Here is a 24,963-nt window from a genome sequence, read left to right as displayed (position 1 = left end):
AATGAAGCGCCTGCTTTTATATGTTCACTTTAATAAATACGATCAGTTGAGTTCCCATGTGATCTATCAACTGGAAAAAATGAATCCCCTTTTTGACAAGGTGGTAGTCATTTCAAATAGTCAATTAGACTCAGAAAATCTCAGCTTCCTCAAAGAAAAAGGGCTTTTAGACCAGTTTATCCAGCGTGAAAACAAGGGCTTTGATTTTGCAGCCTGGAAGGACGGCATGGCTGCAGTAGGATGGGAATCTCTTAACATGTATGATTCCATTACCCTGATGAATGATACCTGCTTTGGCCCTATCTGGGATATGGCCCCTATCTATGAAAAGTTTGAGGAAGATGCAGAAGTAGACTTTTGGGGCTTGACCAACCATCGCCCTTACCGTGGCCTACCAGAGCATCTTCAGAGCTACTATTTGAGCTTTAAAAAGCCAGTTTTGGCGTCCAGTGCTTTTCAGGAATTCTGGCAGGGGATTCAAAGTTTCTCAGATGTTCAAGAAGTCATTGATAACTACGAAACCCAAGTTACAACCAGCCTTCAAAAAGCAGGATTTAAGTATGGTGTTGTTTTTGATACGGTAACAGCTGAGACAGGACTCATGCTCCATCCAGATTTTACCTATTATAATATCGCTGAAATCTTGCGTCGCAAGATCCCCTTTGTCAAGATCAAACCCCTTCAAGGCAACCAAGACACCTCGGCTTTTATTATTAAAGAAATTGCAGAGACAACTGACTACCCTATTGAGCTGATCATCGAGCATCTGTCCAAAATTTATTCCTCCACTCAAAATTACCTCCTGCCCTTTAAGTATCTAGCCGATCAAGAGCAGGATTTATCTCACTTATCCAAGACGGTTGCTATCCATCTGCATGCCTACTATATTGATCTTCTACCTGATTTTTTCCAGATCTTTGTAGACTATCCCTTTAAGTTTGATCTCTTTATCACGACAGACAAGGACTCCAAGCGTCCAGAGATCCAGCAAGCCTTAAAAGATTTTGACCTAGAGGCTCAAGTTTTTGTGACAGGCAATATCGGTCGTGATGTCCTGCCCATGCTGAAGCTCAAAGAGCAGCTGTCCGCTTATGATTACATTGGGCATTTCCATACCAAAAAATCAAAAGAAGCAGAGTTTTGGGCCGGTGAAAGCTGGCGACGTGAACTGATTGAGATGTTAGTCAAGCCAGCCCATAAAATTCTCAGCAATTTTGAAGCCCAGCCAGATCTTGGTATCGTCATTGCAGATGTTCCGACTTATTTCAGATTTGTCCGCATGGATCCATGGCATGAACTTGGCTTGACCAAATATATGGAAGATCTTTGGGACAAGCTTGATGTTCCTAAAGACCCCAATTTTTATGAGGCTGATACCTACGTGATGAGTTACGGAACCTATGCCTGGTTTAAATATGATGCCCTTAAGCCCTTATTTGACGTTGGTCTAACAGATAAGGATGTGCCAGGAGAACCTCTGCCTCAAGGAACCATTCTTCATGCGATTGAACGTATGTTGGTTTATATCGCTTGGGCTCAAGGCTACGACTTTAGGATTTCGCAAAATCCTTGGCCAGTTCCTCCCTTCTTGGACAACCGTATCTTGAACCGACGTCGCTTAGAGCAGTTTAGCCCATATTCTTACATTGATTTTACCTATTTTGGAGGTATCAAGGGGGCCTTCAAATATATGAGAGTGTCCTTTATCAATTCTTGGAAATACATTCTAAGACGGGTCACGCGCAAAGTTAAAAGAAAGTAGAAGGAACTTATCATGACACGTATAAAATCGTTTTTGGGGAAATATCCCTATACGCTGACATTATTGAAATATGCCTTCTCAATTATGATTACCCTGCTGACGTATGTTTCAATGAAAAATAAATTTATTGTCATCGTTGGTCTTTTAGAATTAGCGGCTATTGCCTTGATTTCTAATTACTTGGTTTCAACCAAGATAAATACGGGTCGTATCTTCAACAGCATTGCCCTCCTTTTTTACAATATCCAAGTCTTGGTCCTGTTTTTTGGAGGTAACTTTCTAACCTTGGTTATGATCCTAAACTTAGGCAGTCTGGATGCACTCAGGGGAAATTTTGTAAGCTATGCTATCGGGATAGTGCCCCTGCTGATTTTCACCTTCCTACCGATTGCACCGATACGCTTTAAAAGAGTCAGCAATGCCGGCCTTTTATCAGTCGTCCTGATGCTCGAGCTGGGACTGACTATGCTGATTTCAGGAGCCTATTCGCCTAGCTTTGCCTATGTCAGTCTCATCAGCCAAGCCAAGGACTACTATGAAACTAGTAAGGAAGTAGCTGTTGATAAGAAACTTTTTTACAAAAAAGATATTCCTAATTATATCGACAAACCTAGCACCTTGACCAAACAACCCAATGTCGTTGTCATTTTTACAGAAGGACTGTCGCAAAACATTGTCGATGATTCAAGACAGATCATGCCTAATGTTAAAAAGTATCAGGACAAATCACTCAGCTTTTCAAACTATTATAACCACACCTTTGCCACTTACAGCGGGATCGTTGGGCAACTTTATTCTGGCTACAATCAGGATATCGGAGATAGCAATGCGCTAATTTCCCTACAAAGCATCCTGAAGGACCAAGGCTATCAGACGTCGATGATTAATACAGAGCCGTCCAATAAAGAGTTTACCAAATACCTGACCAACATGAAGTTTGACCAAGTCCTCGGTAAGCCAAGTGCCAGCTATGAAGGATCTGATCACACCATGACAGATGGTCAAGCCTATGATTACCTCTATAAGACCATCAAAAAAGAGCATGCGACTGGCAAACCCTTCTTCACCAGTATCTATACCTTTGGGACCCATATGTCCTTAGATACGACGGATAAGGTTTATAAGAATAGCAATGATGCTATGATCAATAAATTCTATAATGCAGATGCGCATTTTGGTGAGTTTATGAGTCGCTTTGAAAAGAGCGATATGGCCAAGGATACGATCATTGTCTTTACGACCGATCACTCGACCTTCGCCGACTCTGCCTTCAAAAAGACCTATGCCGATCACTCTAGAGCAAATCCTGATCTCGATAAGATTCCTCTCTTTATCTACCATAAGGGTGTTCAAGCTCAAACTATTGATGTCGGTGGCCGCAATAGCTTGGGAATGGCACCGGGACTTCTGGACTACCTTGATATCAGTGCCCCAAACTATTTCTTAGGAACCTCACTCTTTGCGCCTAAGGAAAAGGCGACTCAGCTTGATACAACCTTTTATGATGTGGTCTACTTAGCCAATACAGGTAACAATAGCGTAGAAACCTACGATGATGCAACGGCTCAGGGCTTGACCAAGCAAATACAGCAGTACTTATCTGCTAAAAAATAAAGACAGACGCAGCACAAATCTAGTGAATTTAAAACGATAAAAGTTTGGGTACTAGCCCAGACTTTTTTACTAGAAATATAGCTTGATCAGATAGATGGACAGTCTAATTGCGGTATAATGAAAATAAGACTAAGAAGGAGGGTTGGTTATGAAGATTTTAGTGGCACCGGATTCTTTCAAGGAAAGCTTGTCAGCTAAAGAGGTTGCAGCTAGCATGGCTCAGGGTTTAAACGATAGTCGTCTCGACTGTCAAATCGATCAATTACCTATCGGTGACGGTGGTGAGGGGACTGTTGCAGCCCTAGTAGCTAGCTTAAAAATGAGCTACCAAGAGATGAGCGTAACAGGTCCTTTTGGACAAGCAGTCAGTCTTCGCTATGCCCAAAAGGATCGGCAAGCTGTCGTTGAGATGGCGGAGTTAGTTGGTCTCGCTAAGATTCCCCAAGAACAGAGAGATCCTTTAGAAATCAGTACAGTTGGGCTAGGAGAGCTGATAGCCAGACTAGCTGAGCAAGGCGTCAAAGATTTCTTCATAGGTGTTGGTGGTTCTGCCAGTCAAGATGGAGGGATCGGCATGGCAGCTGGACTAGGCTATCGTTTCTATGATAAAAAAGGACGGGAGCTAGAACCTTTGGGGATCAATCTTGGCAAGGTCGCACGTGTTTGCGATGCCGATGTACCTGAACGATTAAAGACCATCTCTGTCACAGTTCTAACAGATGTCACTAATCCCTTATGTGGACCCAAGGGAGCAACCTATGTCTTTGCCAAGCAAAAAGGTCTCCCAGATCAAAAGTTAGCAGCAGCAGATCAAGATATGCACGCTTTTTACCAATTAGTGGATCCCACTCTGCTGGAGCTTCCGGGTGCAGGGGCTGGTGGAGCTATGGCTGCAGGCTTAGTAGCTTTTGCCCAGGGCCGGCTGGTCTCTGGTATTGATACCATCTTGGATTTGGTCAGTTTCGATCATCGCATTGAAGCCTATGATCTAGTAATAGTAGGTGAAGGACGCATGGATCGACAATCGCTGGAGGGAGGAAAAGCACCGGTGGGTATTGCTAGACGGACGCCTAGTCAAGTGCCTGTCATAGCCATTTGTGGCAGTTTATCTGAGGATTTACCTGCCTTTCCCACAGCTGGTATCCAGGCAGCTTTTGCAAGTATTCCACGATTAGCCAGTCTAGAAGAAACTCTGAGCCAAGCCAAAACCAACCTTTATCTGACAGCAAGACAGATCGGCAATCTTCTAGCCATAAAACAACACTAGCAACCCTGGATAAAGGACTCTAGCTAGTCATCAATATAGGGTCGTATTATCACATTTTTGCCTATCCTATGACGGGTTCTTCCAATTAAGATAGCAAGGCTATTAATAAAAGTCTAGGTCCTCTGATGATCCTAGACTTTTTTGTGCTTGATACTATAGAGACTACGATGTGATTTTCATAGCTAGAATTTTAGCTTCATCTGGCGTAACCCGAAGGGTCTTTTGACCGGTATAGGTAACAAAACCAGGTTTAGCACCTGTTGGTTTATGAAGTTTTTTATTATCGATCATATCGACCTGTACCAGGTTAGACAGACGAGCCTTGGAGTAGTAGGCAGCTAGTTCGGCAGCATCTGTCTTAACCTCATCACTTGGGTCAAGATTATCCTTGATAATCACATGACTACCAGGAATATCTTTGGCATGGAACCAGAGCTCCCCCTTTTTAGCCAGTTTAAAGGTGAGTTCTTCATTTTGTAGATTATTGCGCCCAACCATGATAATCGTCTTACCATCGCTAGCCAGATATTGCTCGGGTTTTTTACGCTTTTGTCGCTTATCGGTTGAACGGCGTCTCATAAAGCCAGTTTCGACCAGCTCTTCACGGATCTCTGCTACTTCATCTAATGAAGCCTGAGACAGAGCCAGCTCAACACTTTCAAAGTAGGCAATAGTTTGCTTGGTGTCTTCAATCAGGCCATTGAGATGTTTGACTGCCTCTTTTAATTTTTGATATTTCTTAAAGTAGCGCTGTGCATTCTGGCTAGGCGTTAGACTGACATCCAAGCTGATAGTCAGTGGATCACCAGTGTAGTAGTTATCTAGCGTGACACTGGGCTGGTTATTTGGCACCATGCTGAGATAGGTCGTGAGGAGTTCACCTTTCTGCCGAAAATCTTCCGCCTTTTCAGTAGCCGCCAATTCCTTTTCTTGCTTAAGCAGCTTTTTTTTATTTTTTTCCAGTTCATTTTGCACACGGTGGATCAAGTCACTGGCTTGCTGAGCTACCCTATCGCGCTCTGCCTTGTCTTGGAAATAGTGATCGAGAAGTTCAGACAAACTAGCAAAACTCTGGTGACTGTCTGAAAAACCGACGGCTGAAAAGCTCTTTTGAGTCAAGCTGGGTGCTGCCTTCTGGGCAAAGAAATGCCGAAAATTTTTAAACCGTTCATCACCCAGTTGCTTGAGCAATTCTTGAGCCGTATCACGCCCTAACCCTTGAAAGAGCCCTTGAAAAGTCTTTACCTCAAGCTCTTGAGTCTGTAAGATCTCAAAGAGTTTCTCATCAGCGATGGTAAAGGGATCCTGAGCCTGAGTCTTAGGTGGACTGACATAAGTGGAGCCAGGGAGGATAGTCCGATAGCTATTTTGTGAAAAACCGACATGCTTGATCGATTCGATAATCCGTGATTCATTCTTATCGATCAAGATGATATTGCTATGTTTCCCCATGATTTCAATGATGAGGGCAACCTTGATATGATCTCCTATTTCATTTTTATTAGAGATGGTCATCTCCAGAATGCGGTCATTTTCAACCTGCTGAATGTCTTCAATAACAGCTCCTTGTAGATACTTTCGCATGATCATGGTATAGGTATTAGGGTTTTGCGGATTGACAAAGTTTGCTTGTGTCACCTGAATGCGACCAAAGACAGGGTGGGCAGATAGCAACAGCTTGTAGCTCTGCCGGTTATTACGAATGGTCAAGACAAGCTCGTGTTCAAAAGGTTGGTTGACCTTTTGAATGCGGCCATAAAGCACCTGATCACGGAGCTCTTGAGTCAAATGGTGTAGGAAAAAGCCATCGAATGACATGATATCCCCTTTCTAATCGAGAGAGAGATCCAATCAGTCAATCCTGTTAAAACACGATTGTGATTTGGTTGTCCCAGCTCCCCACAGTTGATTGGCGATCCTTATTATATCACACTATAAGACGATAAGTGGGGAATGATGAATGAAAAGTCAGCGGATTATAGCAGTTGGTTAAGTTACAAACTAACAAAATCGTGCTATACTATAATAAAAGTCACCAAATGAGGAGCCTTATGAAATTATTACACACCGCTGATTGGCACATAGGCCGTCAGCTCAATCAAAATGGTAGTAGTCTGATCCAGGATCAAGCCCATATCCTAGCTGAGATGATGGTCTTAGCCAAGCACCAAGAAGTAGATGGGATTATCATTGCAGGAGATCTCTATGATCGTGGTCTTCCACCTGTTGAAGCGGTCAAGCTCTTTGACGAGACCATCAATCATCTGCTCTTTGACTTAGGTATTCCTGTCTATGCTATCACAGGAAATCATGACAGTGCTAAGCGTATGACCTTTGGTCAGAGTTTCTTTAAGCGTCAGGGATTTCACCTGGTCTCCCAGCTCCAAGATGCCTTTATACCTGTAGAAACACCGGAAGCCCAGATCTTTCTGCTTCCTTTTATAGATCCGATCGATGCAAGACTCTACTATCAAGATGCTGAGATTAGAGAGATTGATCAGGCGGTGAAGCGAGTGATCGAGGATATGAAGTCACACTTTGATCCTGACAAGGCCCATGTCCTGGTCAGTCATTTTGCAGTGGCAAAAGGTGAAAGCGACGAGGATCAAGAAGCCTTACGCCAGCAGATGCTCTCTGAGACGACGAGAACTGTTGGCGGACTTGCGACGCTGACGAGTGACCTATTTCATGATTTTGACTATGTCGCTCTGGGGCATATTCATACCCGCCTTGCCAGTCCTAGTGAGACTGTCGTTTACAGTGGCAGTCCTTTGATCTTTAATAGAGATGAGGCTAAGCGTCAAGATATCAAGGGAGTTTATCTCCTTGATATTGAGGGGCACCAAGTGACCAAGACCTTTTATCCACTGAAACCCTACAAGGAATTTTATGTTCTTGAAGGCAGTTTCGAGCAGCTCACAGATAAGAGCTTCTATCAAGCCTACCCCTGCCACCAAGCTCGCTTTGCATTTGAGATCCAAGTCGAGGATAGAAAAGCCTTAGAAGGTGTCAACATCCGTGCCCAACTTGAGGAGATCTATGGCAGGGAGATTGTTGACTTACGGATCGTAGAGACCAAGCCGCATCAGCGCTTGACCAGAAGCAAGATAGATCCTAGAGGACTGGGCAAGCGACCTTCTGATGAGGACATGCTGGCTCAGTTTTATAAGGATATGACAGGTGGTCAGTCCCTGTCTGCCTATCAAGAACAAGTGGTCACCGAAATCTTTGCTAGCTTGAAGGAGGATTAAGATGAGACCCCTTAAAATAGAAATGACCAATTTTGGCCCCTTTCGTAAGGAAGTAGTCGATTTTAGGGCTTTTGATGACAGCTCCCTTTTTTTGATCAGTGGTCGGACTGGTGCTGGAAAATCGAGTATCTTCGATGCCATGACCTACGCTCTTTTTAATACCACATCGGGTGAGCGTGATGTCAGTGAGCTGCGCTCGACCTTCGCTAGTCTTAAGGATTCTAGGACGCGCGTGGTCTTCTACTTTGAGCACCACAACAATACCTACCGTGTAGAGCGTGAACTGGACCTCAAGCCCCGTAAAGGGATGGATAGGGGACCAGGGATTGGGACCAAGGAAGCTAGTTTAACAGTTGTAGATGATGTCGATGGTCTAGAGCTAGACAAGTTGGCCACGAAATCAAAACCGACAACCCAAGCAGTAGAAGACCTCCTCCAGCTCAATGGTGATCAGTTCAAGCAGATTATCCTGCTCCCCCAGTATCAGTTCAGCAAGTTTCTCAAGGCACCGACCAATGATAAGATTCCCATGCTCAGACAGATCTTTGGTACTCAGATTTTTGAGCGCTTTGAAAAAGCTCTCAATCAAACCTGGTCTAAAGCCAATCAAGAGCAAGGTCAGCTGACAGATCAACTGGACAGCCTTTACAAGAGTCAGATTTGGAGCCAAGAGGAGCGCTCCAGTTTTGAAGGACAGTCACCTCAAGAGCGCTGGCGTTTAGCCCAAGACTACCTCAAGCTAGCCTCTGAGCGATTAAAAAGCAGCCAAGACCATCAGCAAGTCCAAGCCCAGTTGGTCCAACAAGCCCAAGACCACCTGACTAGCGCCCAAACCTTATCGAATAAATTTGACGAATTGGCGCAAAAACAGGTTCAATACCAAACAGATATTATCGATCAAGAGGATCTCTATCAGTCTCATCGCTCCTACAAAGCCCAGCTAGATTTTGCAGCTGGCCTGGCAGACCTCCTTCAAGCAGAAACTCAAAAAAAACGAAGCCTGACAAACTTAGCCCAGGATATCACCTGCCTTAACCACCAGATCCAGCAAAAAGAAGCGGCTTTGCTACCGCTGGAGCAGGACCTAGCTCAGCTAAACGAGCAAAAAGAGAGCAAAGAAGCAGCTCAAGACTCCCTTAACACCCTTCATCAAGCCCTCATCAATGCCAGAGAGCTAGCCAATCAAAAAGCGCTCCTAGATGATCTCAAAAAGCAAGAAAAAGAAGTCCGAGAACGTCTCAATCTGCTCTCAAAGCATGAGGAGGCTCTCCTTGTCGAGCAGCAAAAGCAAGAAGCCAATCAGATCCAGCCTGAAAGTCTTGAGCTGGCCAGAGAGCACGTGGACTGGGTTACTAAGCACCAAGCTCAGCAGCTAAATCCTAGACTAGATCAGCAGGTGCAATTACAAGAAGAAGCCCAGTCCCTAACTCAGCAACGAGATAATCTCGAAACGACCATCAGCACTTTGACTAAGGAGCGAGATCAGTTGAGCATCAGCCTGACAGAAAAGCGCAAAGATCAGACCCAGCTGATGATTGCCCAGCTGCAGAGTCAGTTGGCTGAAGGTCAGCCCTGTCCTGTCTGTGGAGCCTTGGACCATCCAGCTGTCCACACTCCTACAGACACTAGCCATCTCCTGACCCTTATGGCAGAAGTGCAGGCTCTTGAGCAATCTTATCAGCAAGTGACCCAGCGCCTGCAGGCCCAAGAAATACAGCTGGAGCAAATCCAAGCGTCTCTGACCAAGAATCAAAAGCAGCAGAAGCAAGTCCTATCAGCCCTTCATCAAGCCCAGCAAGACCTAGAGGACTATCTCTCTGCCAATCAGATCGACTGGACTTCACCAGACATCTACAGCAAAGAAGCAGGTCAAGCCTTGCTAGAGATGCTCTCCAAGGCCTACCAAGCCCTGCTGACCCAGCAGGAACAGCAAAATAAAGAACAGAGCACGCTCACGAAAAAACTCCAAGACCTCTCAAGCGATAAGCAAACCATCAGTTTGGAATTATCAGGCATTCACGGTCAAGTTGAACTGGCAGCAACTGCCATCCAGACGCTGACCGAGACCTACCCTGAGCTTAAAGCCCCTGATGTTTATGATCAGGAAATCAAGACCATCCAGGCTGATTATCAAGCCTTTCGTCAACAACTAGACAGCAAGCAAACAGCCCTTAGTCAAGGCAAGGAGGAGCTATCAGCCCTGCAGGGGCGTTTGGCTAGTCAGCAGGAGTATCAACAGACTGAGACAGACTCCCTCAAGAGCTTGACGGATCAGATTGATCAGGCGCTTTCACAGCCCCAAGCCCAAACAGCTGACCGTGAGACGCTGAATCAATGGCTCCAGGCTATTCAACAAGGGCAGCTAGACCAGCTCAATCACTGGCTAACAGCCTATCAAGAAAAAGCCCAGCTCCTCAAATCTAATATCGACCAGCTTCAAGTCCAGTTGGCTGATAAAGAAAGACCGGACCTGACCGACTACCAAGAAGCCCTTGAGCAAGCCCAAGCCCAGCTCCATCAGTCCCTAGAAGACTTGACTAATGCCAGACGGCAGCAAGAACAGCTCCATGACCTGCTCACTGCTATAGAAGGCCTCATGGCAAAGACGGATCAAAAACAAGAGCAGTTCAATCAGCTGACCAGCCTTAAAAATATCATCAGCGGGGGTGAGAAGGGCCAGCAGCGTCTCAAGCTAGAGACCTATATCATCCAAGAGCACTTAGAGGAGATACTAGACTATGCCAATGCCCACTACATTGGTCTCCTCAGTGATCAGCAATTTGAGTTTGTCCTCTCTGACCGTCAGATTGGTAACAGTCAGTCTGGTCTTGACATCAATATCTACAACCGCCTGACCAATAAGGAGATCCCTGCCAACTCCCTATCTGGTGGGGAGACCTTCATCGCCTCTCTAGCCATCGCCCTATCCCTGTCAGAAGTGGTACAAAATGCCAGCAATGGTGCTTTGATAGAAGCGCTCTTTATTGACGAAGGCTTTGGTTCACTGGATGAAGAAACGCTGGATAAAGCGATTGCAGTACTGGAGCAAATCGGTCAAAATCGTATGGTCGGCGTCATCAGCCATGTCAAGGAAATGAAAAATACCATCCAACAAAAGCTCCTCATCACCAAACACAGCGACGCCAGGAGCCATATCGAAATTGAGGTGTGATAGAAAAATATAAACAAATGAGACAAAAATGTCTTGTTTAAGAAAAATATAAGCATTAGAATAAGAGCGTAAATTTTCATAAAGTTTTTCAAGTCGCGGCCACGCTGTAAAATAGGATGAAGATTTATTACGAAACTATCACAAGATGAAACGTCATTTAGGAAGAATTCTTATGAATAGGGTGGCTTTAGATTCAATGGGCTGCTACGCAAATGTATACGATTGATTTAAAGGAGTTGTTATGAAAAATCCCAGTAATACCACTATCGTGATTTGTGGTTTATATGCAGGTACAATACTTACTATATCTATTCTACGCAAAATAATAACAGATGAGAGGGTGAAATTTTTTATTTCCCTTATTGGGATAGTTTTTACTTTGTATATGTTGTTAAGATATGGTAAATATGCTCTTATAATACTACAATACTTATTCACAAAAAAATAATTTTAACAAGACTTAATAGGAATCCTATCACTATTTTTTGCTATTTTTCCACCTATTTTAGGGCTTATACTAGGTGTTATTGGACTAGCTATTGGTGCGAGTAAAAATAGCAATGAACCCAACAATAACTATAAATTGCCTATCATTTTAAGCAGTATAGGGATCATAGCCTCCCTGATCAATATGGTGGCGGGTGTCATTATTAATCTTAAATAATAGGATCTACCAGCCATAGCAGGTGATAAGCCAAAGTTATATAACGTCTAAACCATCAGTGTGAACTGGTGGTTATTTTAGGTCAATTAGTCAAAATATTTGACTAATTAGATCTGCTAGTATAAACTAATCTAAAAATAGTTAGCCAGAAAGAGGTGAGCTGATGAAAGCTGTTCAAGTTAGGAAGCCAGGAGGGCCAGAGGTTCTAGAACTGATAGATTTGCCCAAGCCCGAGATCAAGCAAGGCTGGTCTTTGATTAAGGTCAAGGGGTTTGGCATTAATCGTTCTGAGATTTTTACACGTCAGGGTCACTCCCCAAGTGTGAGCTTCCCGAGAATTTTAGGCATTGAGTGCGTAGGAGTTATCCATGAGACGACAGATCAATCAAGACTACCAATCGGACAAACAGTGCTCTCAACGATGGGAGAGATGGGACGTGCTTTTGATGGATCTTATGCCCAGTATGTCCTAGTTCCCAACCATCAGATTTTTCCAGTCAGCACTAACTTATCCTGGGAAGAGTTTGCGGCAGTTCCAGAGACTTACTATACAGCCTACGGATCACTCAAGCAGCTTCAAATCAAGGATGGTGAAAGAGTACTGGTTCGTGCGGCATCGTCAGGTGTTGGCCTAGCCTTTGCTAGACTGGCAAAAGCAGCCTATCCACATATCCAGCTCTACGGCTCTATCCGTCGTCTAACTCAGTCAGACCAACTTAGGCATGAAGGATTTGATCAGACTATTTTGGATCAGGAGGGGACACTGGAGACTAATGAGCGTTTTGATAAAATTCTTGAGCTTGTCGGTCCAAAAACGATCAAAGATAGCCTATCTCATATCCGTCCTCAAGGGATCATTGCAAGTACTGGTCTGCTGGGAGGTCAGTGGTTTCTGGAAAATTTTGATCCGACCTATGATCTACGCCAAAATGCTTATTTGACAACCTTCTACTCAGGCAATGTCTCTGAGAGAGAGTGGCAGGAGCTCTTTGACTTCATTGAGCGATACCAGGTAGCAGTAGCTCCACAAGCCATTTTTAGTCTAGAGCAAATCCAAGACGCCCACCGCTATTTGGATAATCCCCAAACTTATGGCAAGGTCATTGTAAAAGTGGAGGATGAGAGTTATGCAGGCCACTAAACAGTTCAACCGTGCCTTTGATGAGCTCATGTCCATTAATGAGAACTATGCTAGAAAGCATGGCCTCAATGGCAAGGCCCTCCTCATTCTTCTCTGGCTCTACCGAGTACCGACAGGTCTGACCCAACGTTTTTTGGCTGATCGTACCCAGTCGACCAAGCAAGTGGTACATGCCCTGATTAAAAACTGGCGAGAAAAGGGCTATGTCATACTTGCTGAAAACACAGAAGACAAGCGCCACAAGCTGGTCTTGCTAAGCGATCAAGGTCTCTCTTATGCTGCAGGGATTATCGACCCCTTAGATGCAGCAGAAAAGCGGGCTATGGCAAGCCTAACGCAGGAAGAGCAAGCCAGCTTATCCAGACTGACTGCCAAGTACAGTCAATCCCTCTATAAAGAATTGGAGAACTTATGATTAGATTTGATAAAGTCACCAAGACCTTCGGTGATAAGACCGTGCTAAGAGAGCAGAGCTTTGAGGTTGAAAAGGGAGAGTTCTTAGTCTTGGTCGGCCCGTCTGGCTCTGGTAAGACGACCTTGCTTAAGATGATCAATCGTCTGATTGAGCCAACTGCCGGTCAGATTGCGATTGATGGGCAAGCGCAGGATAAACTGGATCTCAGGGAGATGCGCCTGTCTATGGGTTATGTCCTCCAGCAGATTGCCCTCTTTCCTAACCTCACCGTCTTAGAGAATGTCCTGCTTATCCCTGAGATGAAGCAGTGGCCCAAGGACAAGGCCCGAGAAAAAGCGCAAGAACTGCTGGATAAGGTTGGCTTGCCAGCTAGTGAGTATGGCAACCGCTATCCTAGGGATCTCTCTGGCGGTGAGCAGCAGCGAGTCGGTATCATCCGTGCTATAGTCGCTGATCCCAATATTCTTTTGATGGATGAACCCTTCTCTGCCCTGGATGCCATCTCACGCAAGCAGCTACAAGACCTGACCAAGGACTTGCATCATGAGCTTGGTATAACCGTCGTCTTTGTCACCCATGATACAGATGAGGCACTGAAATTGGCTGATCGTATTGCTGTGCTGCACGAGGGAGAGATCATCCAGATAGGTGCGCCTAAGGAGATCTTAGAGCAGCCAGCAAGTGACTTTGTAGCAGATTTATTCGGAGGTGACCGCTATGACCGAACTCATTAATACCTTTCAGGAGCGCTACAGCGACTGGGTGAGTGCCCTAATCGAGCACTTACAATTATCGCTCTTATCCCTCTTGATTGCTATCTTGATCGCGCTACCTCTGGGCATGATACTCTGCCGTAAGGATAGGGCCAGTGAGCTAGCTCTCCAGGGAACAGGTGTTCTACAGACTATTCCGTCCTTAGCCTTGCTGGGACTCTTGATTCCCTTGGTTGGGATCGGGACGCTTCCTGCCATCATTGCCCTAGTACTCTATGCCGTTTTTCCCATTTTGCAAGCGACTATTACAGGACTTCGTGGTGTCGATCCTAGCTTGATTGAGGCTGGGACAGCCTTTGGGATGACCCGATGGGAGCGCCTCAAAACCTTTGAGCTGTCGCTAGCCATGCCAGTAATCGTCTCTGGTATTAGGACATCTGCTGTCATGATCATCGGGACAGCAACCCTAGCTGCCCTCATTGGTGCAGGAGGTCTGGGAACCTTTATCACTCTGGGGATTGACCGCAGCAATAGTGCCCTTATTCTGATTGGAGCAATCTCAGCTGCCCTCTTGGCTATTGCTTTCAATATTGGTCTCAAGCTCTTGGAGCGCTCCAAGATCAAGACGGTACTCATCAGCCTAGCTGTACTTTTTCTAGGTGCCTTTATCCCTAGCGTCTGGCCTATGTCGAGCCAGCAGGATACCATCGTCATTGCTGGAAAGTTAGGAGCAGAACCAGATATTCTCATTCACATGTACCAAGAGCTCATCGAGCAAGATACAGATATGTCTGTGGAGCTCAAGTCCAATTTTGGTAAGACAGATTTTCTTTATCAGGCGCTGAAATCTGGTAATATTGACATCTATCCTGAATTTACGGGAACAGTGACCTCAAGTCTGCTGCAATCGCCACCTTCATCATCGACCGATGCTAAGCAGGTTTACCAGCAAGCCCGAGATGGAATCAAGCAGCAAGATGGCCTCGATTACCTCAAGCCGACGGCCTATCAAAACACCTATGCCCTAGCGGTCCGCAAGGACTTTGCCAAGGAGCAACACCTCAGTCAGATCTCTGATTTAGCCAAGGTTCAAAATCAGCTGACTGCCGGATTTTCACCAGAATTTACTGACCGTAGTGACGGTTACCCTGGGCTTGAAAAGCTCTATCAACTCTCTTTTAATTACAAGAGTATGGAGCCTAGCTTACGCTATCAGGCGATCAAGCATAAGGAAGTGAATCTCATCGATGTGTATTCAACCGACAGCCAGATCAAACAGTATAAGCTAAAAGTCTTAGAGGACGACAAGCACCTCTTTCCTCCCTATCAGGGAGCACCGCTTCTGAGAAAGGGCTTATTAAAAGAACACCCTGAGCTAAAGCCGACCCTCAATAAACTCTCTGGTAAAATCACAGCTGAAGAGATGACAGAGATGAACTATCAGGTTGATGTCAAGGGCAAGTCAGCCAAGGCTGTCGCCCACGACTACCTGGTAAAAGAAGGATTAATAAAGGAGAAAGATTAGTATGACAACCCTAGCTATAACAGGTGTAACAGGCTATCTCGGTGGCCGTCTTGCTCAAGAATTGGCCCATAACCATATTCCCGCTCGATTGCTAGCTCGCTCACCCGAGCGGGCACCGCAGTTAGCAGGGATGACCATCCATGAAGCCTACTATGATCAAAGTCCAGCTACCCTAGCGGCACTGGATGGTGTCGATGTCCTCTTTATGGTATCAGCCAGAGAGGACAAAAATCGTATTCAGGTTCATAAAGGATTGATCGATGCTGCTAAGAATGCTGGCGTTAAGCATATCATCTATACCAGCTTTTTAGAAGCCAGTGAAGATGCTACCTTCACCTATGCCCGTGACCATGCTTGGACGGAGGACTATATCAAAGACCTAGGTTTCACCTATACCTTTATTCGGGATAATTTTTACATGGACTTTTTCGTGGAACTCTGCCAAGAGTACGGAGAAATCAAAGGGCCTGCTGGGCAAGGTCGTGTCTCAGCAGTCGTACGTGAGGACGTGGTAGCTGTCCTAGCTAAGGTCTTAAAAGAGCCAGCAGCCTACCACAATCAAATCTTGGATATGACAGGCCCAGAAAGTCTGAGCATGGCAGAGATCGCTGCCATAGTTGGTAAGGAGCTGGACAAACCCGTCTCCTACATGGAAGAAACGATTGAGGAAGCCTATGCCTCTCGTAAGGCTTGGCCAGCGCAGGACTGGGAATACGATGGCTGGGTCAGCACTTATACCGCCATTGCCAATGGCGAGCTAGCGGCCATAAGCTCAGACATCCAGCGTGTGCTAGGCAGACCAGCAACCAGCTTGAAAGAATATTTAGATAAAAAATAAGCTCATAAAAATAAAAAGGACTGAAACGGTATTATAGACATTTCAGTCCTTTATTAATACTCTTTACTGATGTTAAGTATGGAGCATATATGACCACGGGTGAAGGCATAATTGAGCTGAGCAATAATTTAAAAGGATCTATGGTGTAGAATCCCAGCTTGTTGTATTGGTGGAGAATATGGCTATTCAGTTTTAGGTGATAGTATTAATAATCACTATTGTTCCGCAAAAGGCTAAATGTTATTCCGCAAATAGACCTGTTGTTCCGAAAATGCTACAATTTAGATTATGTTGTTATACGTTATCTTACATATACACTATAGCATATCAAAAATCATGAGATCTTATTATTATCGCTTCTATACCTTAAATAACTGACACGATGTTGCAATGTTACCTTTGTAAAGTTCAGGTAGAATAGGTTTAATTTATTCTGAATTTTTAAATTTTACAAAATTCCTGTTGACTCCTCTTTTAATTTGTGTATAATAATGTCAACAGAAATAGTAAGCTGTACTTGCTTTCAGGGAGCCTGTGGGAACTGTGAACAGGTAGTGGGGCAGCTGAAGATTGGGCTGTTTGGCTTCGCAGATGTGAGCTAGAGATTGAGGATAAGACATAGTCCTTCAGGTTTAGCAGACCTTACCCTGCTTGATCGTTGTTAGACGATCATGAGATGGAAAACTTGAGATTAGTTTTCTAATTGAGGTGGCACCGCGTGGACTAGACGCCCTCACATTCCTAAGTGAATGTGAGGGCTTTTATAGTGATTAAAGACCTATCATTGTCTGACTCTGGATTAGCCCAATACTTTCTTGTTAGCAATTTATGTGTGGAGGTTTTCTATGAAAAACAAGCGCTTATGGGGTGTTCTGACCCTTTTGATTCTCTTTACTATAGCCTTGGTAGTCCATGACGAGACCGGTCTTGGCCGTCCTAGCCAAAAAGACAAGGTTGTCAAGGTCGGTATCCTACAGCTGGTGACTCACGATGCTTTGGATCAGATCAATAAAGGGATCGTAGATGAGCTAAAAAAAGAGGGCTATTCTGGTGACAAGATCAAGATCCAATACCTCAATGCAGAAGGCGATCAGTCCAAAATCTCTACCATGAGTAAGCAGCTGGCAGACAATGATAACGATGTCCTCGTTGGGATTGCAACTCCCGCAGCCCAAGGTCTAGCCAATGCTAGCAAGGATACACCAGTCGTCATGGCAGGTATCAGCGATCCACTCGGTGCCAAGTTGGTCTCAGATATGAAACACCCCGGTGGCAACGTCTCAGGGACGTCCAACCAAATCCCTGTCAAAGATACCGTTGATCTGATTAAAACCTTGACACCCGAGGTCAAAACGATCGGTGTCCTCTATGCCAGTGGTGAGGATAATTCTGTCTCTCAAGTCAAGGGATTTGAACAAACAGCTAAATCTGCTGGCTATCGTATCAAAAAGTATGCGGTACCCTCTACCAATGAAATCACGACGACTATGAATGTCATGGCCAAGGAAGTCGATGCCCTCTGGATTCCTCAAGATAATACTATTGCCAGTGCTTTTACAACGGTTGTCTCCATCGCAGATAGCCATAAACTGCCGATTTATCCAAGTGTTGATACCATGCTAGAGCAAGGAGGACTTGGCTCTATCTATCAAAGCCAGTACGATATCGGTGTCGAGACTGGTAAGATGACCGCTCAAGTCCTAAAGGGGAAAACAATCGGTGACCTACCTGTCAAAGTCATTGACACCGGCAGCCCCTCCATCAACCTCAAAACGGCTAAAAAGCTCAACATCACTGTCCCAGATAAAACACTTAAAGAAGCAGAAAAATCAGGCGTAGTGATTAAATAACAAGATACAAAGCCGTTAAGCGATGCCAAGAAAAATAGGGAGCCGCCTGATAAAACCTGAGATTTGAGGAAGGCGATTCTTTTTTCCCAGCATCGTAGGCGTGTTCAATTCTAACAAGATACAAAGCCGTTAAGCGATGCCAGGAAAAATAGGGAGCTGCCTGCAAATAGGGCAGTTCCCATCTAGGTATGACAGATAACAACATCAATAAAATGAGTATCAGGAGATAATATTATGATAGCTGTAATTTCTCAAGGCCTGCTATGGGCTGTGTTGGGAATAGGGATTTATCTGACGTTTAGGATCCTAGATTTCCCAGATATGACGACAGAAGGGAGCTTTCCACTGGGGGGAGCTGTCGCTGTGACCCTTATGGTCAATGGCGTGAACCCCCTCCTTGCAACGCTGGCAGCCGTTTTGGCTGGGTGCCTAGCAGGGTTAGCAACAGGGCTCCTCTATACACGTGGTAAGATTCCGACCTTGTTAGCAGGGATCTTGGTCATGACCTCTTGTAATTCGATCATGCTCATGATCATGAAGCGCTCCAATATCGGTCTGCTCAATCATAAGCGTCTGCAAGATGCTCTCCCTTTTAGCAGTAATCTTAACCTCCTTGTCATGGGAGTCCTAGTAGTGGTTTTCGTGATTGCAGCTAGTATCTTTTTCCTCAATACCCGCCTCGGTCAAGCCTATATCGCCACTGGGGATAACCGTGAGATGGCTCGCTCCTTTGGCATCCATACGGACAATATGGAACTGATGGGCTTGGTTGTCTCAAACGGTATTATCGCCCTCGCCGGTGCCTTAGTCAGCCAGCAGGACGGCTATGCTGATGTTTCCAAAGGGATCGGTGTTATCGTCATTGGGCTTGCCAGCATCATCATCGGTGAAGTCATGTTTAGCAACCTGACCATGCTAGAGCGTATGGTAGCCATTGTCATTGGCTCCATTTTCTATCAAATTTTGATCTGGGCGGTTGTGGCACTGGGCTTCAATACCAACTACCTCAAGCTCTTTAGCGCAGTCATCTTGGCAGTCTTTCTCATGGTGCCAAGACTCAAGGAAAAGTTCTTTAAGGGGGTGAGCTTATCACGATGACAAAAGTAGTAGAATTAAAGCATGCCACTGTGGCAATTAATAACGGCTATGATGAGGAAAAAATCATCTTAGATGATGTCAGTCTCACAATCTATGAGCATGATTTCTTGACCATCCTTGGTGGCAATGGAGCTGGGAAATCGACCCTTTTCAATGTTATTGCTGGTACCTTACCCTTGAGCAAAGGCAGTATTGAGATTATGGGAGAGGACGTCACCCACCTTCCTGCCCAAAAACGGGCCAAGTATGTCGCTCGTGTCTTCCAGGATCCAAAGATGGGAACAGCACCACGTATGACCGTGGCTGAGAACCTCCTCGTTGCCAAGTACCGTGGGGAAAGCCGAGGTCTAGTGCCACGAAAGATTCAGGCTCACAAGGCTGAGTTTCAAACCCTAATCGAGCAGATCGGTAATGGTCTTGAAAAGCACTTAGAAACACCGACAGGCTCGCTCTCAGGCGGACAGCGCCAAGCTCTGAGCTTGCTCATGGCTACTGTCAAGCGTCCAGACCTCTTACTTTTAGACGAGCACACAGCTGCCCTTGATCCCAAGACCAGTCAGGCTCTTATGACCCTGACAGATAAGATGATGACCAAGGACCAGCTGACAGGCCTCATGATCACCCACCATATGGAGGATGCTCTCAAATACGGTAACCGCCTCATTGTCATGAAGGAGGGCAAGATCATCCAAGACCTCAATAAAGACGAAAAAGAAGGCATGACCCTAGCCGATTATTATGCTGTGTTTGAGTAAATAGGATCACTCAGCTGTAACGGATATAAAAAGAAAGGTCTGATTTGAACCGCACTCCAAAAGTTAGCCAAAAAATCTAACGATTGGGGTGTTTTTGATACTATCTTGCGTCCTCTACGTGATCGTTGTAGAATAGGGGGCAGAGTGATCTTAGCGATACCCCGTATAGGTTTTAAATGGATCATAAGTTGGAATATCTTGTTTGTTGTAAATGATTGAAGAAAATTCATACAGACTAAATATAGTTGTAAAAATTTTATAAATGAATAGTGAGGATCGAGATATGAATAGACGACGTATAGCCGCTATACTCCTAATATTATTTTTTGCATTAGGCATAATTGATGATATTATGCAAAAATCAGCAAATAACATGATGCAAACAGTTGGCCAGGTCATTTCAATTATAAGGATTGTTATCGTATTGTGTGCCCTATATTTCTTTATAGACAAGCATAAAAATCATAAGCATTAAGTAGAAAGTAGGATGAGTGATTATGAAAAGAAATAACTTAAAGACTATTAAGGCCATGTCTCCCCTTGCCTTGATTTTAGGCTTCTCGCTTGCTTATTAATCTTAGAGAGAATCTTTGGCATTCTCTCTTTTTTGCTTGATTGAGATAGACAATATATTATAATGGAAACCATAATATGGAATATAAAGCAGCCAAAATTTAGGATGTTTTGATACGCTCCTCTAATATTTAGTTTTATGGGGTTAGTATCTTGGCAAAAGGAGATTGATATGATTGAATTTCAGCATGTATCAAAAGTATACGGCGATAAGGAAGCTTTGAAGGATTTGAATGTAACTATAGAAGATGGTGAAATTTTTGGACTGATCGGCCATAATGGTGCAGGAAAAACGACAACCATTAGTATTTTAACCTCTATCATTGAAGCCAGTCAGGGAGATGTATTAGTAGATGGTGATCTTTTGTCGCAAAATCGTGACGCTATCAAGCGTAAAATAGCCTATGTCCCAGATTCGCCAGATATCTTTCTCAACCTTTCTGCAAAGGAATATTGGCATTTTTTAGGTAAAATCTATGGCTTGACCCCTGCTCGGATAGAGGATCGGATTGCGGAATTAGCGCAGTTATTTGATTTGACTGAGCAACAAGATGATATTATCGACAGCTTTTCACATGGGATGCGTCAGAAGGTCATTGTTATAGGAGCGCTGGTTGTTCGTCCAGATATTTGGATTTTGGACGAACCTCTGACGGGGCTTGATCCCCAAGCTTCCTTTGACCTTAAGGAGATGATGAAAAAGCATGCTGCTAGCGGTAAAACAGTACTTTTTTCAACGCATGTACTCCAAGTCGCTGAGCAGCTGTGCGACCGCATCGGTATTCTTAAACAAGGCGAGCTGATCTTTGTAGGGACCCTAGCAGAGCTTAGAGCGAATTATCCAAATAAGGATCTAGAGACTATTTATCTAGAAATAGCTGGTCGTCATATGGAAGAGGAGGAGTAGATGATGTCTTGGTCAACGATATGGGAATTGACGAAAATCAATATTCTCTATTCTAATCCGCAGTCGATGACACAGATCAAAAAGAGGCGAGAAAAGCGTCCAGATAAGAGCTATACGTCTTATAAGCTGATGCTTAGGCAGCAGTTGCTTTTGATCGGTGGCTTTACACTTATTTTCCTTCTCAATTTTTCCAGAGTCAACTTTCAGAAGTACCCAGGAGTTTTTAACCAATACCTAGCCTCTTTCTTTATTATGGCCCTTTTCTATGTTTTTTCGGCCATGTATTCTATTTTCTATGACAGTAGGGATTTGGCCCTTTATGCCCCCCTACCTATTAAACAGTCAGAAATTTATATGGCTAAGGTCATCTCATCATTGGGAATGGGCAGCATGTTTTTAGTGCCCGTACTGGCTTTGCTCAGCATTGCCTACTGGGAAATAATAGGTCCCCTAGGGCTGATTCTAGCCTTGCTGAATTTTTCGCTCATATTTGTTAGTTGTATTACCCTTGCTTTGGTTCTCAACCATCTCATAGGGAGTCTAGCTGTTAGAAGTTCTCGCCGCAAGTTGTTTTCGAGCCTCCTGATGATTATTACAACAGTCGGTTGGCTGGCGGTCTGGTTCTTTTTAAATTTTAAATCAAGCGACTATCAGGAAAATGCTGTCAGTGACAGCCCTCTCTTACCCTATTTTAGAGGCTTTTATGATATTGTCGTGCAACCGTTTGGCCTCAACAGTCTTTTACATTTCTATCTTCCTCTTTTGATAGTCTTATTATTGTTGATCTGCCTTGTGAAGGTAATGGTTCCAAGATTCTATCAAGAAACTATATATAGTAGCGCTGCTCAGGCTTCCAGACGCAAGAAAAAAACCTATCAGGATAGTACGCTCACCAAACTGATGATTCGTCATCATGTAGCGACCTTGCAAAATGGTACCTTGATCATCCAGACCTACTTGTCCCCCTTGCTCTATCCTCTTTTGATATTAGTTCCATCCTTGACTAGTGGAAAAGGAGGATTAGATCGTATTCCTTTGGTATATTTTGGTATGGTTTGGCTGATTGGGATCATCGTAGGCTTGATGTCAGCAACGCCGACAAGCTTTATAGGGGTTGCTCTATCCTTGGAAAAGGAAGACTATCCAATGCTTAAGGCCCTGCCTATTAATTTCAAGTCCTTTCTGAGACAAAAATATCTAGTCTTGGCACTAGCTCAGTTTTGCTTGCCAGCTCTTGTCCTTTTTGCGGTTGGCTTGTTGGCTGGTCTATCACTGGGCTTATCACTCAGTTTCCTTGTGGCCTATCTTTTGACCTCTTTTGTGGTCGGGCAAATTTATTACAGCCGTGATTATAGACTGTTAGTGCTTAACTGGCAAGATGTTACCCAGCTTTTCAATCGTGGAGCTGGCCAGTGGTTAGTGGCTGGAATCATTTTTGGAGATATACTGATTGGTGCTATGCTAGTTCTTCTTGCATTTCTATTGTCAGAGTTCATCAATCCTTTAGCTGTCAGTTTGATTTTGGTCATTCTCAGCTTACTAGCATTAGCCTTACTTCAAACAATGATTTACCGTAAATTCTGGAAAAAACTAAACTGATTGATGATCAGGAAGTTATATAAGGCAGGGATAGAATCCCTGCCTTTTTGTTGTTAGATTGACCAGATCGGTTATTAGCTATTAGCAAGGGCAACTTAGCCTCACTGCTTCATAGTTAAATGACCTATTTCTGGTAGTTTTTGAGCAGAATAATGCTTACCTTAAAAGCATGTCTCCCCTATAACTACTAGCCATGCTAATCGTTAAGTCAGTAAACCTATCTTGCTTTGCTCTCCAGCGATAAAGGCTGTGAACTGTTCTGTGAAGGCTTGAATAGCTTGGGACTGTTTTCGGTTCATCAAATAGGTAAAGGAGACTGGGGTTGGGATGGCTTCTGGGATTTTATAGGCGATCTCAGAGCTAAAGTCTCTAGCTAGGTAGAGGGGCATATAGGAGATACCCTCTGCCATAGCAATCAAGGTTTCAGTTGCAGCAATATCTGATATAGCTGTGAAGCGTGCCTCTGGCACGAGCTCTAAAATATCTTGCTTGACACCCTGCCAATAGACAGGGTGATTATCACAGAGAATCTTGTAGTTTTGATAGAGTTCGATTTCAGATAAGTCGGCTGCCTTTTGAGGGTAAAATAGGGCAATTTTTCCTTCGCAAATTTTCTCTGATCTAATCCTAGTGGTATAGGGAGCTTGCCGATCAAGACCAATATCAAATTGCCCGTCTTCGACCGCTTGTGCGATCTTATCAGGCAGTACTGTGACAGATAAGGTGATAGCAGGATTTTCTTTGAAAAATGTAGGTAAAAATTTAGCTAGCAGATAAGTAGCAATGTAAGGAGAAGCAGCGATTGTGATATGCTCCTTGAGGTTTTGGTCTTTGAGGCGAATATCGGTTAGCCCTTTTTCATAGGTTTGGATCAATTCACTAGCTATAGGGATGAAAGCTTGACCAGTAGTGGTGAGGACAAGTTGTTTACCAACAGTATCAAATAAACGAACGTGTAAATGCTTCTCTAATTTTTTCATTTGTTGGTGGATAGTGGGCTCTGTTAGGTAGAGTTCTTGACTGGCTTTGTGATAGTTCAAGTGTCTTGCTAAGCTTAAGAATGTATAATACCAGTCTAAGGTCATCTGTTGCCCTCCTAATGAAATGCCTAATCATTTATAAATTTTTTCCAAATAGTCAAAATCTAGAAAGTATTATACCATACTGGTAAATAGATAAAGGAGGACAGCGTGATGTATATAACCACACCATTTTCTGATAATATTTTGCCACCAAGATTTGGTAAACATGCGTCTACAGCAGATATGTGTCAAGATAATCCTGTACGTTCATTTCCCTTTGAGATCCAAGATATACCGGAAGGCAGTAACTATTTAGCATTTTCACTAATTGATTACGATGCTGTTCCAGTTTGCTCTTTTCCTTGGATTCACTGGCTAGTAGCAGATGTGAGTGTCCAAGGCAGAACATACAGGGTTCCAGAAAATTTTAGCCGAGACCATAAATCAAGGATCGTTCAAGGGAAAAATAGCTTTTCAAGTCCCCTCTTAGGAGCTGACTTTTCTGAAATTGAGACTGGCTTTGTTGGCCCAACACCACCGGATAAAGATCATCGCTATAAGCTAAGGGTAGTAGCACTGTCGCAAAAAACGCATTTAAAAAACGGGTTTTATTATAATGATTTTTTAGATGCCATTAAAGCAATTACCTTAGGTGAAGCAACAGTAGATATTATAGGACGGCATGAGGATTAAATGGCATAAGGAGATCCAAAGCAAAATAGATATAGAAAGCCCCCAAAGCTACACTAGGCTTTGGGGCTTCTATGTTATAATAATAGCAATGATACAAGAGAAAG

19 protein-coding genes are annotated in these 24,963 nt (G+C 44.1%); 17 read left to right on the top strand and 2 right to left on the bottom strand.

The genetic code is table 11. The features are described 5' to 3' along the window. Position 1: 1 nt before the first annotated feature. From AC4HAJ_RS07155 to AC4HAJ_RS07145, 3 genes are all read left to right on the top strand, one after another. Positions 2-1,762, top strand: coding sequence for a rhamnan synthesis F family protein (locus tag AC4HAJ_RS07155; protein WP_491079483.1), 1,761 nt, complete (start codon positions 2-4; stop codon positions 1,760-1,762). A 12-nt stretch (positions 1,763-1,774) separates the two neighbouring features. Continuing rightward, positions 1,775-3,376 (top strand): LTA synthase family protein, encoded by a 1,602-nt coding sequence (locus tag AC4HAJ_RS07150; RefSeq protein ID WP_491079482.1) that lies wholly within the window; start codon positions 1,775-1,777, stop codon positions 3,374-3,376. A 148-nt stretch (positions 3,377-3,524) separates the two neighbouring features. After that, positions 3,525-4,643 carry a glycerate kinase gene (locus AC4HAJ_RS07145; RefSeq protein WP_491079481.1) on the top strand — a complete coding sequence of 373 codons (1,119 nt, stop codon included), beginning with the start codon at positions 3,525-3,527 and terminating at the stop codon, positions 4,641-4,643. Positions 4,644-4,805: 162 nt separating this feature from the next. Here AC4HAJ_RS07145 and AC4HAJ_RS07140 read toward each other — a convergent pair whose 3' ends face one another. Continuing rightward, positions 4,806-6,461, bottom strand: coding sequence for an Rqc2 family fibronectin-binding protein (locus AC4HAJ_RS07140; RefSeq protein ID WP_491079480.1), 1,656 nt, complete (start codon positions 6,459-6,461; stop codon positions 4,806-4,808). Between the two features lie 233 nt (positions 6,462-6,694). Here AC4HAJ_RS07140 and AC4HAJ_RS07135 point away from each other — a divergent pair, with 233 nt between their 5' ends. From AC4HAJ_RS07135 to AC4HAJ_RS07075, 13 genes are all read left to right on the top strand, one after another. Next, positions 6,695-7,894 (top strand): exonuclease SbcCD subunit D, encoded by a 1,200-nt coding sequence (locus AC4HAJ_RS07135; protein WP_491079479.1) that lies wholly within the window; start codon positions 6,695-6,697, stop codon positions 7,892-7,894. A 1-nt stretch (position 7,895) separates the two neighbouring features. Next, the gene (locus AC4HAJ_RS07130; protein WP_491079478.1) at positions 7,896-11,066 is read left to right on the top strand and encodes an SbcC/MukB-like Walker B domain-containing protein; all 3,171 of its coding nucleotides are present in this window, start codon (positions 7,896-7,898) and stop codon (positions 11,064-11,066) included. Positions 11,067-11,307: 241 nt separating this feature from the next. Further along, entirely contained in the window at positions 11,308-11,514 is a 207-nt protein-coding gene (locus tag AC4HAJ_RS07125; RefSeq protein ID WP_491079477.1) for a hypothetical protein, read from the top strand. Between the two features lie 379 nt (positions 11,515-11,893). Continuing rightward, positions 11,894-12,871, top strand: a complete 978-nt coding sequence (locus AC4HAJ_RS07120) for a zinc-binding dehydrogenase (protein WP_491079476.1) — start codon at positions 11,894-11,896, stop codon at positions 12,869-12,871. Then, positions 12,858-13,286, top strand: a complete 429-nt coding sequence (locus AC4HAJ_RS07115; RefSeq protein WP_491079475.1) for a MarR family winged helix-turn-helix transcriptional regulator — start codon at positions 12,858-12,860, stop codon at positions 13,284-13,286. Before AC4HAJ_RS07120 ends, AC4HAJ_RS07115 begins: the two co-directional genes overlap by 14 nt. After that, a complete protein-coding gene (locus tag AC4HAJ_RS07110) occupies positions 13,283-14,020 on the top strand; it encodes an ABC transporter ATP-binding protein (RefSeq protein WP_491079474.1) in 738 nt (245 codons plus the stop codon). The genes AC4HAJ_RS07115 and AC4HAJ_RS07110 overlap by 4 nt, the downstream gene beginning before the upstream one ends. Further along, on the top strand, positions 14,004-15,524 hold the full coding sequence (locus tag AC4HAJ_RS07105) for an ABC transporter permease/substrate-binding protein (RefSeq protein ID WP_491079473.1): 1,521 nt from the start codon (positions 14,004-14,006) through the stop codon (positions 15,522-15,524). The genes AC4HAJ_RS07110 and AC4HAJ_RS07105 overlap by 17 nt, the downstream gene beginning before the upstream one ends. 1 nt (position 15,525) lies before the next feature. Continuing rightward, positions 15,526-16,362, top strand: coding sequence for an SDR family oxidoreductase (locus AC4HAJ_RS07100; RefSeq protein ID WP_491079472.1), 837 nt, complete (start codon positions 15,526-15,528; stop codon positions 16,360-16,362). 845 nt (positions 16,363-17,207) lie between these two features. Further along, entirely contained in the window at positions 17,208-18,212 is a 1,005-nt protein-coding gene (gene trpX, locus AC4HAJ_RS07095) for a tryptophan ABC transporter substrate-binding protein (RefSeq protein ID WP_491079471.1), read from the top strand. A gap of 234 nt (positions 18,213-18,446) precedes the next feature. Next, positions 18,447-19,310: an ABC transporter permease gene (locus AC4HAJ_RS07090; RefSeq protein ID WP_491079470.1), complete on the top strand. Its 864-nt coding sequence runs from the start codon at positions 18,447-18,449 to the stop codon at positions 19,308-19,310. Next, positions 19,307-20,065, top strand: a complete 759-nt coding sequence (locus AC4HAJ_RS07085) for an ABC transporter ATP-binding protein (protein WP_491079469.1) — start codon at positions 19,307-19,309, stop codon at positions 20,063-20,065. Before AC4HAJ_RS07090 ends, AC4HAJ_RS07085 begins: the two co-directional genes overlap by 4 nt. A 745-nt stretch (positions 20,066-20,810) precedes the next feature. Further along, entirely contained in the window at positions 20,811-21,545 is a 735-nt protein-coding gene (locus AC4HAJ_RS07080) for an ABC transporter ATP-binding protein (RefSeq protein ID WP_491079468.1), read from the top strand. Beyond that, the gene (locus AC4HAJ_RS07075; RefSeq protein ID WP_491079467.1) at positions 21,546-23,144 is read left to right on the top strand and encodes a permease-like membrane multi-spanning protein; all 1,599 of its coding nucleotides are present in this window, start codon (positions 21,546-21,548) and stop codon (positions 23,142-23,144) included. Between the two features lie 203 nt (positions 23,145-23,347). Here AC4HAJ_RS07075 and AC4HAJ_RS07070 read toward each other — a convergent pair whose 3' ends face one another. Beyond that, on the bottom strand, positions 23,348-24,229 hold the full coding sequence (locus AC4HAJ_RS07070) for a LysR family transcriptional regulator (protein WP_491079466.1): 882 nt from the start codon (positions 24,227-24,229) through the stop codon (positions 23,348-23,350). A gap of 108 nt (positions 24,230-24,337) precedes the next feature. On the opposite strand from AC4HAJ_RS07070, the gene AC4HAJ_RS07065 reads away from it, so the two are divergent. After that, entirely contained in the window at positions 24,338-24,859 is a 522-nt protein-coding gene (locus tag AC4HAJ_RS07065; protein WP_491079497.1) for a YbhB/YbcL family Raf kinase inhibitor-like protein, read from the top strand. Positions 24,860-24,963 lie beyond the last annotated feature (104 nt).

The sequence above is a fragment of the Streptococcus sp. ALY_211 genome (assembly GCF_058314555.1).
The sequence above is the reverse complement of the archived record's forward strand: the minus strand, read 5'-3'. Positions and strand labels throughout refer to the sequence as shown.

Excerpts from the sequence above, each read along its gene's own strand:
- AC4HAJ_RS07155 (WP_491079483.1), top strand. The coding sequence starts at position 2 with ATGAAGCGCCTGCTTTTATATGTTCACTTTAATAAATACGATCAGTTG.
- AC4HAJ_RS07150 (WP_491079482.1), top strand. The coding sequence starts at position 1,775 with ATGACACGTATAAAATCGTTTTTGGGGAAATATCCCTATACGCTGACA.
- AC4HAJ_RS07145 (WP_491079481.1), top strand. The coding sequence starts at position 3,525 with ATGAAGATTTTAGTGGCACCGGATTCTTTCAAGGAAAGCTTGTCAGCT.
- AC4HAJ_RS07140 (WP_491079480.1), bottom strand. The coding sequence starts at position 6,461 with ATGTCATTCGATGGCTTTTTCCTACACCATTTGACTCAAGAGCTCCGT.
- AC4HAJ_RS07135 (WP_491079479.1), top strand. The coding sequence starts at position 6,695 with ATGAAATTATTACACACCGCTGATTGGCACATAGGCCGTCAGCTCAAT.
- AC4HAJ_RS07130 (WP_491079478.1), top strand. The coding sequence starts at position 7,896 with ATGAGACCCCTTAAAATAGAAATGACCAATTTTGGCCCCTTTCGTAAG.
- AC4HAJ_RS07125 (WP_491079477.1), top strand. The coding sequence starts at position 11,308 with ATGAAAAATCCCAGTAATACCACTATCGTGATTTGTGGTTTATATGCA.
- AC4HAJ_RS07120 (WP_491079476.1), top strand. The coding sequence starts at position 11,894 with ATGAAAGCTGTTCAAGTTAGGAAGCCAGGAGGGCCAGAGGTTCTAGAA.
- AC4HAJ_RS07115 (WP_491079475.1), top strand. The coding sequence starts at position 12,858 with ATGCAGGCCACTAAACAGTTCAACCGTGCCTTTGATGAGCTCATGTCC.
- AC4HAJ_RS07110 (WP_491079474.1), top strand. The coding sequence starts at position 13,283 with ATGATTAGATTTGATAAAGTCACCAAGACCTTCGGTGATAAGACCGTG.
- AC4HAJ_RS07105 (WP_491079473.1), top strand. The coding sequence starts at position 14,004 with ATGACCGAACTCATTAATACCTTTCAGGAGCGCTACAGCGACTGGGTG.
- AC4HAJ_RS07100 (WP_491079472.1), top strand. The coding sequence starts at position 15,526 with ATGACAACCCTAGCTATAACAGGTGTAACAGGCTATCTCGGTGGCCGT.
- trpX (WP_491079471.1), top strand. The coding sequence starts at position 17,208 with ATGAAAAACAAGCGCTTATGGGGTGTTCTGACCCTTTTGATTCTCTTT.
- AC4HAJ_RS07090 (WP_491079470.1), top strand. The coding sequence starts at position 18,447 with ATGATAGCTGTAATTTCTCAAGGCCTGCTATGGGCTGTGTTGGGAATA.
- AC4HAJ_RS07085 (WP_491079469.1), top strand. The coding sequence starts at position 19,307 with ATGACAAAAGTAGTAGAATTAAAGCATGCCACTGTGGCAATTAATAAC.
- AC4HAJ_RS07080 (WP_491079468.1), top strand. The coding sequence starts at position 20,811 with ATGATTGAATTTCAGCATGTATCAAAAGTATACGGCGATAAGGAAGCT.
- AC4HAJ_RS07075 (WP_491079467.1), top strand. The coding sequence starts at position 21,546 with ATGATGTCTTGGTCAACGATATGGGAATTGACGAAAATCAATATTCTC.
- AC4HAJ_RS07070 (WP_491079466.1), bottom strand. The coding sequence starts at position 24,229 with ATGACCTTAGACTGGTATTATACATTCTTAAGCTTAGCAAGACACTTG.
- AC4HAJ_RS07065 (WP_491079497.1), top strand. The coding sequence starts at position 24,338 with ATGTATATAACCACACCATTTTCTGATAATATTTTGCCACCAAGATTT.